Source organism: Bythopirellula sp., from assembly GCF_041737835.1.
In the GTDB taxonomy this organism is placed as follows: domain Bacteria; phylum Planctomycetota; class Planctomycetia; order Pirellulales; family Lacipirellulaceae; genus Bythopirellula.
Genome location: NZ_JBGSQY010000024.1, coordinates 80,990 through 96,862, shown reverse-complemented (window position 1 = coordinate 96,862; position 15,873 = coordinate 80,990). Strand labels below are relative to the sequence as shown.

The 15,873-nt window shown below is 52.6% G+C and carries 13 protein-coding genes; 3 read left to right on the top strand and 10 right to left on the bottom strand.

What is annotated here, in order from left to right; genetic code table 11:
• Window positions 1-4: 4 nt before the first annotated feature.
• The 7 genes from AC6T8Q_RS07810 to AC6T8Q_RS07780 all read right to left on the bottom strand — a co-directional run bounded on the left by AC6T8Q_RS07810 (window position 5) and on the right by AC6T8Q_RS07780 (window position 7,114).
• Window positions 5-1,267 (bottom strand): class I SAM-dependent methyltransferase, encoded by a 1,263-nt coding sequence (locus AC6T8Q_RS07810; protein ID WP_500678534.1) that lies wholly within the window; start codon window positions 1,265-1,267, stop codon window positions 5-7.
• Entirely contained in the window at window positions 1,189-2,232 is a 1,044-nt protein-coding gene (locus AC6T8Q_RS07805) for a GDP-mannose 4,6-dehydratase (protein WP_500678533.1), read from the bottom strand. The genes AC6T8Q_RS07810 and AC6T8Q_RS07805 overlap by 79 nt, the downstream gene beginning before the upstream one ends.
• 38 nt (window positions 2,233-2,270) lie before the next feature.
• Complete coding sequence (rfbF, locus tag AC6T8Q_RS07800; protein ID WP_500678532.1) at window positions 2,271-3,110, bottom strand: glucose-1-phosphate cytidylyltransferase; 840 nt, start codon at window positions 3,108-3,110, stop codon at window positions 2,271-2,273.
• A 110-nt stretch (window positions 3,111-3,220) separates the two neighbouring features.
• Window positions 3,221-4,291 carry a TIGR00180 family glycosyltransferase gene (locus AC6T8Q_RS07795; protein ID WP_500678531.1) on the bottom strand — a complete coding sequence of 357 codons (1,071 nt, stop codon included), beginning with the start codon at window positions 4,289-4,291 and terminating at the stop codon, window positions 3,221-3,223.
• 26 nt (window positions 4,292-4,317) lie between these two features.
• A complete protein-coding gene (locus tag AC6T8Q_RS07790) occupies window positions 4,318-5,190 on the bottom strand; it encodes a hypothetical protein (protein ID WP_500678530.1) in 873 nt (290 codons plus the stop codon).
• A 75-nt stretch (window positions 5,191-5,265) separates the two neighbouring features.
• Entirely contained in the window at window positions 5,266-6,039 is a 774-nt protein-coding gene (locus tag AC6T8Q_RS07785; protein ID WP_500678529.1) for a glycosyltransferase family 25 protein, read from the bottom strand.
• Between the two features lie 16 nt (window positions 6,040-6,055).
• The gene (locus tag AC6T8Q_RS07780; protein WP_500678528.1) at window positions 6,056-7,114 is read right to left on the bottom strand and encodes a glycosyltransferase family 4 protein; all 1,059 of its coding nucleotides are present in this window, start codon (window positions 7,112-7,114) and stop codon (window positions 6,056-6,058) included.
• A gap of 193 nt (window positions 7,115-7,307) precedes the next feature.
• On the opposite strand from AC6T8Q_RS07780, the gene AC6T8Q_RS07775 reads away from it, so the two are divergent.
• The 3 genes from AC6T8Q_RS07775 to AC6T8Q_RS07765 are packed head-to-tail and all read left to right on the top strand — an operon-like array spanning window position 7,308 to window position 11,308.
• Window positions 7,308-9,596: a lipopolysaccharide kinase InaA family protein gene (locus AC6T8Q_RS07775; protein WP_500678527.1), complete on the top strand. Its 2,289-nt coding sequence runs from the start codon at window positions 7,308-7,310 to the stop codon at window positions 9,594-9,596.
• Window positions 9,597-9,653: 57 nt separating this feature from the next.
• A complete protein-coding gene (locus AC6T8Q_RS07770; protein WP_500678526.1) occupies window positions 9,654-10,613 on the top strand; it encodes a M28 family peptidase in 960 nt (319 codons plus the stop codon).
• A gap of 38 nt (window positions 10,614-10,651) precedes the next feature.
• Window positions 10,652-11,308 carry a hypothetical protein gene (locus AC6T8Q_RS07765; RefSeq protein ID WP_500678525.1) on the top strand — a complete coding sequence of 219 codons (657 nt, stop codon included), beginning with the start codon at window positions 10,652-10,654 and terminating at the stop codon, window positions 11,306-11,308.
• 629 nt (window positions 11,309-11,937) lie between these two features.
• On the opposite strand, the gene AC6T8Q_RS07760 is transcribed toward AC6T8Q_RS07765, so the two are convergent.
• From AC6T8Q_RS07760 to AC6T8Q_RS07750, 3 genes are all read right to left on the bottom strand, one after another.
• The gene (locus AC6T8Q_RS07760) at window positions 11,938-13,026 is read right to left on the bottom strand and encodes a hypothetical protein (protein ID WP_500678524.1); all 1,089 of its coding nucleotides are present in this window, start codon (window positions 13,024-13,026) and stop codon (window positions 11,938-11,940) included.
• A gap of 367 nt (window positions 13,027-13,393) precedes the next feature.
• Window positions 13,394-15,154: a TIGR03545 family protein gene (locus AC6T8Q_RS07755; protein ID WP_500678523.1), complete on the bottom strand. Its 1,761-nt coding sequence runs from the start codon at window positions 15,152-15,154 to the stop codon at window positions 13,394-13,396.
• Entirely contained in the window at window positions 15,151-15,666 is a 516-nt protein-coding gene (locus AC6T8Q_RS07750; protein WP_500678522.1) for a TIGR03546 family protein, read from the bottom strand. Before AC6T8Q_RS07750 ends, AC6T8Q_RS07755 begins: the two co-directional genes overlap by 4 nt.
• Window positions 15,667-15,873 lie beyond the last annotated feature (207 nt).

The window sequence follows — 15,873 nt, the reverse complement described above, 5'->3', positions numbered from 1 at the left end:
TAGGCTATGCCACGCGCAGTTCTGGGATCGGAATAATGAATTTCCCACCGTTAGCGCGATATTCGTGCTGTTGTTCGAGAATTTCGTCTGCAAAATTCCAAGTCAACAACAAACAGTAGTCGGGTTGATCTTCAACTAGTTTCTCAGGATGACATATCTTCAGATGCGTACCAGGAGTGTAGTGGCCTTGCTTGACCGTGCTACGATCGACAACGTATTCCAGCACCTCGGAGCCAATTCCAAAGTAATTGAGCAGCGTGCTTCCTTTTGCGGAAGCGCCATAAACCGCGATACGCTTGTTGTCGGATTTCAATTGCTCTAGCAAACCCACGAGTTCCCGGCGAAGCCTAGCGACCCGTGTGCCAAAGCCAAGGTAAAATTCTTCGCTCTCAACCCACTTAGCCTCTTCAGCCAACAATTGCGAAACAGCAGGCAGAATCTCTGCTACCTTGCTGGGTGTGGCAAAAATGCGAATCGAACCGCCATGAATGGCCAACTTCTCGACATTGACAATCGTCAGACCATGTCGTCTGAACAGCTTGTCTAGCGCAGTCAGTGAGAAATAGCACAAATGCTCGTGATAAATCGTATCGAATTCGACGTTTTCGATCATGTCGTGCAAGTAAGGACACTCCACGACTGCCATGCCTTCCGGTTTGAGCAGCTTGCTAAAACCTTCGACAATACCATTCAGATCGGCCACATGAGCCAGAACGTTATTGGCGTGAATAATGTCGGCACGCTGACCTTCAGCAGCCAATTTGGCGGCAATCTCTGAACCAAAGAATTCGGAAATCGTGTTAACGCCCCGTTCCTTGATTGCCACCGCTGCGATGTTGCGGGCCGGTTCGATTCCCAAGACCGGCACGCCTGATCGGTGATACCACTGCAACAGATAGCCGTCGTTGCTTGCGATTTCCATAACGAGGCTGTCGCTGTTTAACTTGCGTTCGCCTATCAGTCGCTCGGCAATCGTCTTCGCATGCGAAACCATCGTGTCGGAGAACGAAGAAAAGTACGCATAATCACGGAACAGAATCTCGGGTGCCACCGTCTCGGTGATTTGAACGAGCGAACATTTAGGACACCAAGCCAAATCTAAAGGCCAGGTCGGTTCTTGTTCGCCGAGTTGCTCGTCGGTGAGCAATCGATTGGCGAGCGGGGTACTGCCCAATGTAAGGATTTCCGTCAGGCCATCTTGGCCGCAGGAACGGCAGCAGACGTGCTTACAGGTTTCCGATCGCCGTGAAAGTAGTTCATGTACCATTGAATCGTCCTTGATAGTCCTTCATCCAACGTGAATAGTGGCTGCCAATCGAGCACCTCACGCGCTTTCGTAGCATCTAAATACTGATGCTTAATCTCATTCGAAGCTTCGCCGAGAATTTGAGGAGTAAGTTTGGAATCCATCTGCTGCAATACGCGTTCGACAAGATCCAATACTGTCAGTTGAATTTCATTAGAAAGATTAAATGCATGTCCGATGAGGCTGGAATTTTGCACCATTTTTTCAGCCAGATGCATGTAAGCTGCCGCGCCATCTTCGACATAAAAATAGTCGCGCACGAATGTCCCATCCGATCGAATGACCGGACGCTGACCACGCAATAACGACCGGATCGTTCCAGGTAGGATTCGATTCCAGTTCAAATCGCCGCCACCATAAAAATTTCCGCACCGCGTGATACACACGGGCGTGCCGTAGGTGTGCGCATACGTTTGTGCAATCAGATCACTACACGATTTGCTTACGTCGTAAGGATGAAGTCCCGCCAGCGCTGTTTTTTCCGTATAAGGCAACGTCAGACAATCGCCATAAGCTTTGTCCGACGAAGCTACAACAATCTGTTTGACACGAGGACTGCGACGGCAGGCTTCGAGCAATTTCCAAGTACCACCAATATTTGCTTCAAATGTCGATAGTGGATTGCGATTAGCAATCCCAACGATCGTTTGGGCAGCCAAATGCATGACTGTGTCGATTTCAAACTCGCCTAAGGCACGTTCCAAAACAGTCGAATCGCAAATATCACCGCGAACTATCGTGACTTGATCGATCATGCTGCTACGCATGAGTTCAGCCTGTGGTGTCCAATCTCGCACCAAACAAACAACGTCGGCCTCAGCTTCGAGTAACCGCCGCACCAACCAGCTTCCAACCAAACCCGTAGCGCCCGTGACAAACACGCGACGATCTCTCCAGAAATCACGATTGGGCGTGATGTTGACCATTCTCAATTGCTTTCGATGCTTCGGTTATTCGTCTACATTTAGGCCGATTGCCGCAAGATATTCATTTGCTCGTTCTGAGGCTTGAGTTCGAGACGAGCTGGCTTTGTTTCATCCCAAGTCTTCCATGGAGCTTCTCCAGATTGCCACAGATTCTCGAGGGTGTGCTTGTCGCGAAGCGTGTCCATACATTGCCAAAAATCCTCGTGACGAAAAGCAGCCAGTTGATCGTCAGCGGCTATTTTCTCCAGCGCGTCGATTTCGAGACTGAATTGATTATCCTGCAGATAGTCAAACACGCCGGGTTCAAATACAAAATAACCTCCGTTGATCCAGCCTTCGCCAGCAACTGGTTTCTCGGTAAATCTTTCGACTCGGTCGCCATCCAGAACCAAACCACCAAAGCGAGCCGGCGGACGCACCGCCGACACCGTAGCCAACTTGCCGTGGCTACGATGAAAATCCAACAGTGCTCTTACGTCGATGTTGCTAACACCATCGCCATAGGTGAGCATAAAAGTCTCACCTTCCAACCAACGCCGGAGACGAAACAACCGTCCCCCTGTAAGGGTATGCAATCCGGTATCAATCAAATTGAGTCGCCATTCTTCGCTTTCAACGTCTTCACGTGTGACCATTCGCCGAGCGAAGTCGACCGTGAGATTTCCGTTGAGGTTGAATCCTTGCAAGAAATAATTCTTGATGAACTCACCCATGTAGCCAAGCGCAACGTAGAAATCATCACATCCATAGCTGGCGTAATGTTTCATGATGTGCCAAAGAATCGGTTTGCCGCCGATCTCCACCATAGGCTTGGGGCGAAATGACGTCTCTTCTTGAAGACGTGTGCCCATGCCTCCCGCAAGTAGCACCACTCGCATCGATATTATCCCCTGGGTCAATCCTTGATCCGCCGGAATGGACCCGCAGATACTACTTCAGAGGCATAGCAGCGACAAGATCAGGTTCTGCTAGCACTTATTCCAGATGCTCACGCAGCGGCAGTTTGATCGATTTGAGATCTCACGAAGGGAGCCTCAGTTTCTGAAATTCCATTAGGAAATTTACAGATCAGTCGATGAGCGCATTGCCAAGCCGGGTCCTGCCATTTGGGATTACTCGGAGTCAGGGTGCGCCGTTCTAAGTATTCGTCTTTCTTAAACATTCCTTCGATACGACGCACGACTCGCATGATCTCGGATTTCACTTTTGAGGTCAGTCGTTGATTGGAAACACGCCCATTGATCAACGAAGCAAAATTCCTATCAACAATATCCAAACAAAGATCGTAGTTCAGCGTGGAATAACGCGCCAACTCTGCGGCCAAAACCTCTTGGAAATGCTCATAGTGCTTGATGCCAGCTGTCAATTCTTGCACGGCAGGCAATTTACGATGCTCGTTCAAAGCATGAGTTTGCCAAACACCATAAATCTCTGGGAAAAATTTGACTTTACCCAGAAGCACGGCCATCTGTGATAACATGAATTCAGGATAGATTCGTGCTTGTTCGTATTTGGGGCCTTCTAAAGTGACGCGAAAACATTCTTGTAATTCCGCAGTTCGATTGACGGCATAAAACGTCGAATACCAATACTTAGCAATTTGCTCGAAACGATTCACCGCTGAGTTTGAAGATAGATCGTAACCTCGCATGATTCGGCAACGATAATCTGTGACCGAACGTACGCTGACGATCATTCCTTGCGCGCACACATAATCCGGCGACTGACGTAGTATTTCCAGACTTGTGTTCACACCCGTCGGCAGAATGAAATCGTCGTCCGCACAGAAGAATGCAAATTGCGTCTTAACCAAATTGGCAGCTGCTGCCATCTTCACGATGATCGGCAAATCAATGTGCTCATAACGCAGTGGTAAACGCCGCGAAAACTCCCGGACGATTCGCTCGTTTTCCCGGCGTGCGTCCCCTTTACTCGAATCGACAACGATGATCGGGGCTGGCGCAGAGACATGGTCCCAAAAGGTGAGCAAGCGACGCAGAAAAGTCGGACGGTTATAAGTCGGGACGAGGCACGTCAGATCATTGGGAATCTTGGTCATGGCATTCTACTGATTAAGCGGATCTTTTATGCGGCGTAACGAGATGGCAAACGATCTTCATCTACCAGGAACTCGGCCATCGTAACCCGTGGGTCGAGATACTCTTTTGCTCGTTTACAATTGTCCAGCAAAAATGGCAGGCGGCTCTCGTACTCTTTGATATCTGCTCGCTCGATGGCTTCACGCATCTCTGTCTCATTACTACAGAGGATTAGTCCTCGAGGATCAAAGAAATGTGCCACGTCAGGTGGTCCCCAATAAATTGGCAGGCATAAACATAACAGGCTATCGATCAGCTTTTCTGTGAAATAACCTTGCTCTTGGCAATTCTCAATCACAACCGAATAACGATATGGCACGAGACCGTCGGACTTTCTCTCCAGTGGACAATAGCCTCGACCCAAAAGCTTCAGGTCGACTCCGGCCTGCTGAGACCAATCGGCCAAACGATGTCGTAAGCGATGACCGGAGGTTTTACGTTTCTTCGAAGCAATCATCGAAATCTGAAACGATTTTTCATCGTGCTCTACAGGCAAATCCAAAAAACAGCCGCCATGAGCTTGAAATCGCGCATTCGGAATACGGCTTAGTAGCGATGTGTTGTAGGTAAATATTCTATGGAACTTGTGCGAAATATACGGCAAGACGTGATAGTAGCGGCCGTGAATTGCGGGCGGCTCGAACAACGCCAACGACAACCGGCAACTCAGTCCGCTGCGATTGACTAGCAACGCCCGTGAGCTCACACACATGATGACATGATCTTTGGCAGTCAAATCTCCCACAACGCCTTGCGTACGACTCTCACCCAACGGCCAATTTAGGTCCGTAAGTTTGATGTCGGCAAGCCGCTCGAATTTGCAACCAGGCAATCCGTATGGAAGAAATCCTACTGCCATAGAGGCTCCTTGCCCCAGTGAATACTTTTTAGATGAGATATTGTGACGGCATGCTTTCAAGGGTGTCGTATTGAACTAAGCGGCACGGCTTTTGGCCACGCCGACGAATTCTTCGTTGTTTCTCAAGGATTGATACCAGTACGAATAGGCACACACTTTGGCGCGATAAACTGGTCGCATCAAGTTGCGGTGCAGGCGACTCAAGAGACTTCGCGACTTCTGACGTACAGTGGTGCCTCCAAGATTCCGCGAAATCTCCGCCACATAGGAGGGGCTTACAACGTGGGTTTCAATCTGCGAGAGCCATTTCATCTGCACGAACGTGTCGATTGGCCGATCAAACTGCTCGGTGCAATTCAAAAGCCTTCTCGCCGCTTCTCGACCCACCAACTGCGATGTGGCCCCTAATGGCACGATACTTGTCGGTGACATCGAAGCAGGCTTGCTAGGATGCTGCTCACCCCAAAAGACCCGAAATTGGATGTACGACTGAGTTTTAAGGTGCTCGATTGCTAACTGCAGTGAATTCGCAAATCCCGGTAACTCCAATTCGATATCGTCTTCCAGAATCAAACCGGCATCTAGGTTTCGTTCGACAATCGCGGCCCAGGCCTTGCGATGGCTTAGGAAAGCCCCGATTTCGCCTCGCTGCAATTCAAAGGGATATTTTGGACGATGAATGTTCTTGTTGTAAACGCGGGCGACCTCTTGATCGCTCAACTGGCCGCCATCTACCGCCTCGATCACATGACACGGCAACGGACAATCACGCTGTAGCTTAGCAACCTGCGCATGCCGTTCCTTGGCCCGGGGCAACGAGATCACAAATGCTTCCACGCGAGACTTCATCAATAACTCGGCTTTCCTAAGCCGCCTTATTCCACATCTGCTTGTAAACGTCGATTATTCGTTCGGCTTCGATCTGAGCGGAATACTTCTGTACCACCCGTTCGCGGCCAGCGTTGCCCATTTCGATCAAGCGTTCTGGTGACTTCATGATCCCACGCAACGCTTCCGTCAACGCTTTTTGATCGCCGAGAGGAACCAACTCGCCCGTCACACCAGGAACGATCACATCGGGGTAACAGCCTGTGCGACTCGCCACGACCGCCGCGCCGGTGGCCATGGCTTCCAACGGCACGACTCCAAATCCTTCATACAATGGCGGCGCCACGCACAAAGCCATCGCCGCATGGAACCGTGGCATTTGGTCGTAAGGAACTTCATCCAGCCACAAAATCCGCCCCGTTAGATTGGCTGCTTCGATTTTCTTGACCAGCCGAGCACGAAACGCAGCATGTTCGGGAGCCGTTCTGCCAACAATACAGGCCGTGAACTCGGGATGTTCGGGCAGGACTTCTAGCATGGCTTCGACAAAGAAATGCGTTCCCTTTTCAGGCCGAACACGTCCGTAAATTCCAATGCCGTACTTGCCGGGAATGCCAAGCTCGCGCAAAGCTTGCTCGCGGTCGGCGATGGGATGAAATCGCTCACAGTCCACCCCATGTGGAATCACAGCGGTGACTTCGTTCAGATAGCTGGCGGCCTCGTCGCTAGTGGCGATCACGGCATCCATTGCGGAAATCAGTTGCCGGGGGACCCACGAATGTTTGCGTATGGCACAGGAGGTCAGCACAACCTTCAACCGGCAACGAAAAACATGCTTGAACACCAAGGCCCAAAACATTTCATTATTTCGCCGAGCGTGCCAAATGCGAAACGGTTTTCTCCTCGGCAATCGGTAACATGTTTTCAAAGCGTCAACGATTCCAATCGCACCACGTTTCTCCTGATCGAGATTGGAGACCAACGCCGTGGCTTCGCGCGCAGCGATGTAAGGCATGAGCGTACGAATCGTCGTACTCACGCCCGTAATGCGGCGATGCAAATCGGAAACCATAATTTCGGGGTCATTTTGTGACATGATGTCGCCTGCTGACACTCAGCGCTCTCTTGTGAGTCAAGGTTGAAAATACTGTCAAAAATATTGGACTCGGCAAAGGGCAATCTGCACTTCTCCACAGTGCTGGCACTTTTCTGGTCTCAAGCCGCTCTTGCGGCAATCTGGGCCATCCTCCACAATCTCGCCGCTTTATCAGATACCCCCTGAATTGAGATTGAGTATTACTTCAGCGGTTCGCTATCACGAAAGCCAACGTCGCATGAGCCTGCCTGCCGCCAAACTTCAATCGCATAGCTACCTCGAGCCACGGCAGCTCAAGCTCTATCTTCCCGGCGAAGAGGCACAAGCGAATCATTCGCTTTTCGGATTCGAGAAACTCGATCGACAAACTCGCTTTTCGGGTGAACTCTCGAAACGCTTATGCATTCCCGAGTTCAATCAGTGGCTCGAATCGCTGACGGCTGATCTCGAGAACCATTCCGATGCTTTGATCTATCGAGTACGAAACCGCATCTATCGTCTCGACGATCCGTTGAAACTCTATCCCAACGGGTTTTGTCTCAAAGCGTTCAAAACACCTTCCGCGTTACGATCGATTCATTACCGCTCCTATGGCAGCAAGGCGGCACGAGCACATCGCTACGCAGCGCATTTGTTCGAGAACCAAGTTAGCAACGCCGAGCCGCTGGGCTATTTCGAACGCTGGCAGGGGCATCAACTCGCCGAAAGTTACTTGCTGACCTCGTTCGTCAGCGGTTCGACGGACCTCTTCTCCGAAACCAATCGACTTCTCGCGGAGAATCCCGACAGCACAACGTACCTCAATCTGCTCCAGTTCGCGGCCAACTCCATTCGCCGCATGCACGACAGCGGATACATCCACTATGACCTCGGCGGGCAAAACTTTCTGTTCCAGCGCACAGCCGCCGACGGTTGGGATCAACCCACCTTCATCGATCTGAATCGTGGCCGCTTGCTCGATAATGTGACGCTCCGCCATCGGGCTCGTGATCTAGCCAAGCTTGAGATCCCATCGCATTATCTCACAATCTTTTACCACATGTATTTCGAGAACCACGATCTCCCGCGAGAATTTAAACGCTGGGAGAAGTGGTATCGGTCGCGGATATCATTTCATAATCGAACCCGTAAATACCGCCATCCCATTCGCGAATATCGGGCAAGCCGCACTCAGAAAGTTGTCTCCACGGGCAAACCCGCGGAACGCGATTTTTGGCTCTGGGACGAGAAGTCAGGCCAACCGGCCGTAGTCTTCAATTCCAAAGACCGCCATCGCTTCCGCCGTTCGGCTGATTGGCTCAACGTCGCTTGGAGTTCGCTCAGCAATGCTCGCACGATCCGCAATCACTATCGCCAGTTGTCGCCGACCGTTTTCTCGCAGCCCGTCGACATGCGGCAACGCTTTGGCATGGCCATCGAAGTCAACGAGGACTTTCCCGAACAATTGAAGCTTGTCTCGCAACTCCCCGGCATGCCCCTACTGGTGCGGTGCTATCTCCACAAAGGCGCCGCCGGACTTAACGCCTGTGAAGCTGCCATTAAACAACTCCGTGAACGTGGCCACGAAGTTTCGTTGGGACTCGTTCAATCTCGCCAAGCCATCGTCAAACCAGAGACCTGGCGGGAATTTACAAACGACACCTTGTCTCGACTTCACGACAAGGTTCGTTTCGTCGAATTTGGCCATGCGGTCAATCGCGTCAAATGGGGTCATTGGAATCTCAAGGAAACCTTGGCGAGCTTCGATGATCTCGCCGAGATACGCAACAAATACCCGCACCTGACTTTCCTGGGTCCGGCGGTCAACGATTTTGAATACTTCTACTACCCTCCGCTACTAAACAAAATGTCGTCGCTCGTGGATGGCATTTCGTGTCATCTCTATGTCGACCGTCGCGGCCAGCCCGAAAATTTCCAGGGCAAGTTCTCGCTTCTGGAAAAATGCACGCTCGGTCGCGCGATCGGCGCCAACTGGGGTGACAAACGTTTCTACATCACCGAAACCAATTGGCCGATCCAAGGCACAAAGGAATACTCGCCCATCGCGGGGGCTTATACGAAGGTCAACTATCGCGAAAGCCCGCTGCATGTTTCGTTGGATGATTACGCCTCGTTCATGGTTCGTTTCGGACTGATCTCGCTCTGCTCGGGCATGAGCGAACGTGTCTGGTGGTGGCGGCTCGCGGCACGTGGCTACGGCGTGCTGGACGACGTCGGCGGCTTGCAACTTCGCCCCGCATGGTCGGCACTCGTTCATTTCCATAACACCGTGGGGAGCGACCGCTTTTTGCAACGCGAAGAGCACGATCAAGTGATCTGGTATCACTTCGAGCGTTGCAGTCTCGCGTATTCACTCACTCCGGCGACCACGACTGTTCCCGACTGCTACCGCCAAGTGACCGACATTGGCGGCAACCCGCTTTCGGCTCAGGCCGGTGCAACGATTCAAGTCACGGGTTCTCCTGTTTATTTCCTTCGGTGATTTGCGGCTCAGGAAGCTCATCTCCCCCGCTTCCCGGCTGCGACCTATAATTCAGCCATGAATCGCACTCCTCACCTTGGCTGTCTTGTTGTGCTCTATGCTCTCGCTGTTGGGCAAGCGTTTGCGCAAACTTCCCCCTCGGCGTTCGACGGCCAGCAGGCTTACGGCTACTTGCGTGAAATCTGTTCCTTTGGCAATCGCATGAGTGGCAGCAAGGGGATGCAACTTCAACAGGAATTCCTGGTGAAGCATTTCAAGGAACTTGGCTACGACGTTGAGTTCCAGCGTTTTGAAGCCAAGCATCCGCTCACCGGCGAAGTTGTGCCGATGACCAACATCATTGTGCGATTCTTTCCCGAGCGCAAAGAACGCATTCTCATGTGTGCCCATTACGACACTCGTCCGCTTCCCGAAGAAGAAACCGATCCTCGCCGTCGTCAGCAAGGCGTGTTTCTGGGTGCTAACGACGGGGCCAGTGGCGTGGCCGTGCTGATGGAACTCGCCAACCATGTCAAGGATTTGCCCGACCGCTATGGGCTCGACTTCGTGTTCTTCGATGCCGAGGAACTTGTGTATGGGCGGCGCGGAACCTACTTTCTTGGCAGCGAGCACTTTGCCCGCGAATATGCCAAAGGGAATCGCGACTACGAATACATCGCGGGCGTGCTGCTCGATATGGTCGGCGACGCCAAGCTCAGCATCTTCCAAGAACGCCACAGCGTCGGCTGGAAAGAGACGCGCCCGATTGTTCAAGGGATTTGGGGCACTGCCGCGCGGCTGGGGATTCACGAATTCATTCCTCGCGTCGGCTATGAAGTGAGCGACGACCACCTGCCGCTGTACCGGATTGCCGGGATCCCCACGATCGACGTCATCGACTTTCATTATCCTGATCAGTTCAATAGTTATTGGCATACGACCAACGATTCTCCCGGCCGCTGTTCGGCGGACTCTCTCGGCAAAGTCGGCACGGTCATGCTTGAATGGCTTCGTTCGGCCGAAGAGTCTCCCCAGTGACCCTGTTCCCATCCGTCCGCTCGGGGTAGCATAGCGGGATGCTCCCCGATCCTTTGCGACTGACCATTGCGTTTCTGCCTCTGGCTTCATACTGCCTGCTGCTCGGCATTTTGAACGCGCGGCGGAAACCATTTCTCACCTCCGGTGGTGCGGACCTCGCGACGCTTGGTGCCGCGATGTCGGGGATTGTCTTCATCGGTCCTATCGAACTCTTCCGTCCCGAAGCGGCATCCGCTGAATTTGGGAGTTACGTCTGGTTCTTCTTATTGATGTTGTACTGGCTGTGCATTTGGCTCACGGTGCTGATCGCGCGCCCCAGGCTGGTGATTTACAACATCAGCAGCGAGGAACTTCGTCCCGTGCTCGCCGAAGCGGCCCGCAGTCTCGACCCCCAAGCCCGCTGGGCTGGGGACAGCCTCGCGATGCCGACGGTTGGTATTCAGCTTCACCTCGAAACATTCGAGATCATGCGCAACGTGTCGCTCGTCGCGAGCGGCGGCAAGCAAAACCTAGCCACCTGGCGGCAACTCGGCACGATCCTCAGCGAAAAACTCGAAACCCTGTCGGTCGATTCCAACCCCCGCTGGCTCGGCATCGTTTTATTCGCCATCGTGCTGCTGGCCACGAGCTTCATTCACATGCTCAACCACCCGCAGCAAATCGCCCAAGCGATCAGCGAAATCTTCGCGCACTGATCGCGTCTGAGCCGCTTCTCATTTCAAGACTTCCAACTTGTCCAACTCTTCCAACTTGTCGGGGTTTATTTAGCGTAAGCGACCAAAGAATCTAGCCTCCACTGTCCACACGGCTTGTAAATGTGTTAGGTGTAGGCCGGAACAAGCGGTGCGCAGTTCCGGCAAGGCTCACCTAACACGTGTTCTGTGCCGGAACTGCGCGGAGCTTGTTCCGGCCTACATGTTCTTCAGGTTTGCGAGCTTTGCCAGGTTTGCGAGGTTTGCAGCTCCCTGATCACGCAAACCTGACTTTTGTCACGTGCGCCGGGTTTCCAACATTCGCGCCGAAACTCCTGGGTTTTGTCACTTGGCGATTTCACAAGTGCTGAACGTTCAAGCCCTTGCAAAATTCGCACGTTCCAAAACGAGTCGACTTTTGGACAAAACGCACGAACAGTCTGTTCCAAAACTCACTCAACGGTTTCAATTGTCAAAGAACACGAGTTGCTCACGGTGAGCGTGTATTTTAACCAATTGGGGTGGCCAAATCTCTGGAAATCTTTGGCCACTTGAAGGAAGAATTTTCACGCGGAGGCGCGGAGATTTTTGGCTACATCAGAGTTATCGATCCTCTTGCGATGACGGAAGTTTCACGCCGTGGGCTTCCCAGGAAGTAAGTCTTCGGACCCGGGAGAATGCATAAATAAACCGTCAGGTGTGGGCAGTTTACCAAAGTCTTTCTTTTCAATTGGAACGAGTTTGTCACCGTTCTGTTTGAAATACGTTCTTTTGCCTGCGTCTGTCTTGATGACATGTGTACCGGCAGGAAAATCGATTTCAAATTTGCTGTCTACAATATCTTCACCGACTTTGAAACTATCAACTTTACCCCTTCTTGTTTTATTTGCGACTCCTTTGGAATCGTGTCCCATGTAGCTCCATTCACTGATGCGAGATCCCAATTGTTTATCGTTGACGAACTTTACTGTCAGCTTGGTTTGCAACCGCCCGTTCACCCAAGTTTGCCATTGAAGAGGTAGGAAATTGCCATCGTCAGAGACGTCCAATTTCGACATCATGCTTTTGGATCCCTTTCTCGGGATGGAAACTCTTTTACACGGCATCCCGTCTAGGACGACATTCTTTTCATCCAAGACCATGTCATCATAAGAGTAACCAATCTTCTCGAGCACGGTTTTCGGGTCTCTCCAGAGACTGACTGCGAGATAGTCCAGGTTGGTGAGAATCGCTTGCGATGGGGACGCCTCTACATCGATAGAACCCATAGGCAGCAGGGTCTCCACACAAAGAGAACAATTCTTGCTACCTTCGAATGAATACTGAATTTTTTGTGGCCGTGTGATTGTTGGATCGTTGAGATCCATCACTTTACTTGAATAGCGATTAAACGCCATCTTTCCGTTTTCAAAGTAGTAATCAAGAGCTACCTTGGAGTGCAAATCTTCGACCGGCTTTGGCTCGGCAAACAAGGCATCGCCGCGTGTGGCTTTTTTCTTTCCCACGCCCTTGATGATCTCATCGATATCAAAATGTATCGCCAAAGAATCTAACGTACCCGTCCGCTTGGCCCACGCTTCACGCATGGCTTGGAGGGTTGCGGACTTAGGAACGGATTCTTTAACTAACTGCGCACTTGCAATACAAACATTGAAGGAAAGAAGCAGGGCGACAAAGCTTGATATACTTTTACCGGAAAATGGCACGTAGTCGTTTTTCATGCTCGGAGAACTCCTATAAGAAAAGATGACATGTCCGGCATCGACAGCCTAATTCTAGAGCTTAGTGCAACTGGTTTGCCAGTGCTTGCTCGAATTCTGCATGACGTTCTTAATTAATGAGCGGGTAGCACCGACATTTTGTCCGCAGAATGCTTTCCATATCTGTTAACTGTGCCGGATCCGCTATGGCGGATCGGTGTGCGAAGCACAAGAGGTTGTCGATGCAAATAACCTCTCGTCGCAAGCGGCACTGACACTTGTCCTGCAATGTCTGCACGATACGGCGCAACTGTAGGACTAAGTGTCAGTGCTACCCCAAACCGACCGAGTGCGCGGAGAACTATTAGTAGATAGGCAAGGTCACGCCTTACTTCCGCAGCAAACTGCCGCCGAGCGAGCCGAGTTGGGGCACGGGGAGCCGAGTGTCGCCGGTGCTGAATGTGGCGAGCGATTCAAACAGTTGTTGATTCTCGCCGAGCTTGGCTGTGAGGTCGTCTTGCAGTTTGGTTTTGGTCGATTCGAGCTTCGCGAGTTGCTCGGTCATCTGGGCCGAGACGTTGGCGAGCATCGTTTCGCTCTTCTTGCTGGCGAGATTGATCACGGCCGTGCTGATGCCGTCGGCGAGTTGCTGGCCGACTGGTGAGGTGAGTTTGATCTGGGGCCGTTTGAGCGTGCCGGCGAGTTGAATCTCGGCCGAGACGCCGTCGATTTTGCCGAAGGCTTCTGACAACGCCGCCAAGAGTGTTTGGCTGCTGTTGGGATTGGCCAGCGGAGAGACGCGGAAATTGGGTTGTGTGAACGAGATTTCGCCGGAGAGATCATCGCCGGTGAGCACTAGCTCCACGCGAATGTTCGCGGTGCTGGGCGAAAGCTCGAGTGCGAGCTTGTCGGACTTGCCCAAGGTTTGGCCCGCCATGGGAATCGCCGTGCAGGTGAGGAACAATTCTTCGCGAGGCACGTCGCCACGCCGGTCGGAAACGACTTCCAAGGTCGCGGGGACAACGCCCGTGGCCATGAGTTGCAATTTCGCGGGCTCGGCAAGCAGGCGAGGTTGATCGCTCACGTGGGTGATCGAACCGACGAACTGCATCGGCTCGCCCGAAATCGGAGCTGTGAGCGAGAGGCCCAATCGTTCGATGTGGAACTTGGGCTGCGCGATTCCAAAGGTGACGTCGGTGCCGCGGCTCCGCTGCTTGGCGATTTGCTTGGTCGAGTTCGTGGGGAGTCGCTTGCGCGCCCACACGATCCAATCGATCGCCGACTGGGTCCCTTCGGCGACCGGCTGACCAAGCAGCACTTGCGTGAGATTGTCGCCATCGAGGCGGCCGAATTTGAGATGCTCTTTGATAAAAGCTTCGTCGGCCTTACGGGCAGCGGTCAAGGCTTGGCGATCGGCTTTCACTTGTTCGGGGAGCTTTTTGATTTGCTCTTGGATCGAAACCAATTCGAGCTGTACGAATTTGAGCTGTGCTTGAAGTTGCGGGAGTTTTTCGACGCCACGCAATGGATTGCTTTTAACTTCACGGAACTCGGCTTCGAGTTGCTTGCCGCGAGTTTTGAGTTCTTCCACACGCTTGCGCAAGGCATCGCCCTGACCCTGCCAGCGGTCTTCGAGGGCCCGCGCGACTTGCGGTGTTTGCAATTGGTCGGTGAAGTCAGCATCCAGCCGTTCGCTGGCCGCATCGAACCAATCGCCGGCCCACTCGGCTCCCTGGGCAATCAGCGGATCGAGGGCCGAAGGTTCAGCGTTTTCATCAATAACAATTTCCAGCGCGCCGGATTCGGTCCGCTCGGTGTTGAATTCAATACCGGAGATCTCGCCATTCTTGATGACCACGCGCTTGTGAAAGAGCGCGTTCATGTCGAGTTGCAATTCGGCATGCTCGGCGTCAAGCAAATTGCTCATCAGGGATTGTGGGTTCGCGACTTGGAGATCACGCAACACAACGCGACCATTCCAAAGCGATGTTTCCACGGACGCGAGCTCGACCTTGGCACCGGTGGTGGATTCGCCGCTGGTTACGATCAGAGAGTGCAGCAGCGGATCAAGTCCGAATCGCACGCTGGCCACGCAAGCGAGCAGCAAGATCAAACGAGGAACGAGATATTTCCAACGGATGAAGTTCAACTTTCCATCCCCCATTGCGTACCGAGTTCGGCGCCACGAATCCAGCGCACCGCTTTGTACCGCAGCAGCCAAGCACTGAGCGGGGCCTGCACCTTGACGGCGAAGCGATAGGACACCACGTAGACCGGATAGATCAAATATATGCCGATCAGGAGTTGGCCGAGTACCACGGTGTTATTAAGACCCAAAAGCGGGCTGATCGCCGCTTGGTAGAGTTCTGCATGAAACGTGCGAAACGATTCCGAAGCGATCACCGCCGAGCCGATGCGATGGGCGAATGAATCGAGGAACAAACCGAGATAGGTGAATACGCCGATGCCCATCAATCCCGCGGGTTTATTCACGCGCAGACCGAACAGCAGCATGCCGAGCAGAATGGCGGTCAGGTTGCCCTTGGGAACCAAACCGATCAACATGCCGATCACGAAGCCCCAAGCAACTTGGCGAGGCGAATCGTTGGCGAGCAGCGCTTGCGCGAGCTGGCGAACCGGCCGCAGGGCGAAAGAAAACATGGCGAGTCTCACAAACGTTAAAGTGAGAAAAATCGGAGCATCGGGAAAAGTATCGGCATTGCCGACAAGGCCCCTGGAGAATGATGCATTGCTGGCAAGGCACGAATGGGCGCAAAATCGGCGCGGGAACTTAAGCTAGTTAAGATGGTCAAACCTTGTCGCTCTTAGATGCCGTAGTAGCTATCAATGGATTGAGAGATGGTAGCT

Excerpts from the sequence above, each read along its gene's own strand:
- AC6T8Q_RS07785 (WP_500678529.1), bottom strand. The coding sequence starts at position 6,039 with ATGAAGTCTCGCGTGGAAGCATTTGTGATCTCGTTGCCCCGGGCCAAG.
- AC6T8Q_RS07765 (WP_500678525.1), top strand. The coding sequence starts at position 10,652 with ATGCTCCCCGATCCTTTGCGACTGACCATTGCGTTTCTGCCTCTGGCT.
- AC6T8Q_RS07780 (WP_500678528.1), bottom strand. The coding sequence starts at position 7,114 with ATGTCACAAAATGACCCCGAAATTATGGTTTCCGATTTGCATCGCCGC.
- AC6T8Q_RS07810 (WP_500678534.1), bottom strand. The coding sequence starts at position 1,267 with ATGGTACATGAACTACTTTCACGGCGATCGGAAACCTGTAAGCACGTC.
- AC6T8Q_RS07795 (WP_500678531.1), bottom strand. The coding sequence starts at position 4,291 with ATGACCAAGATTCCCAATGATCTGACGTGCCTCGTCCCGACTTATAAC.
- AC6T8Q_RS07770 (WP_500678526.1), top strand. The coding sequence starts at position 9,654 with ATGAATCGCACTCCTCACCTTGGCTGTCTTGTTGTGCTCTATGCTCTC.
- rfbF (WP_500678532.1), bottom strand. The coding sequence starts at position 3,110 with ATGCGAGTGGTGCTACTTGCGGGAGGCATGGGCACACGTCTTCAAGAA.
- AC6T8Q_RS07805 (WP_500678533.1), bottom strand. The coding sequence starts at position 2,232 with ATGGTCAACATCACGCCCAATCGTGATTTCTGGAGAGATCGTCGCGTG.
- AC6T8Q_RS07790 (WP_500678530.1), bottom strand. The coding sequence starts at position 5,190 with ATGGCAGTAGGATTTCTTCCATACGGATTGCCTGGTTGCAAATTCGAG.
- AC6T8Q_RS07760 (WP_500678524.1), bottom strand. The coding sequence starts at position 13,026 with ATGAAAAACGACTACGTGCCATTTTCCGGTAAAAGTATATCAAGCTTT.
- AC6T8Q_RS07750 (WP_500678522.1), bottom strand. The coding sequence starts at position 15,666 with ATGTTTTCTTTCGCCCTGCGGCCGGTTCGCCAGCTCGCGCAAGCGCTG.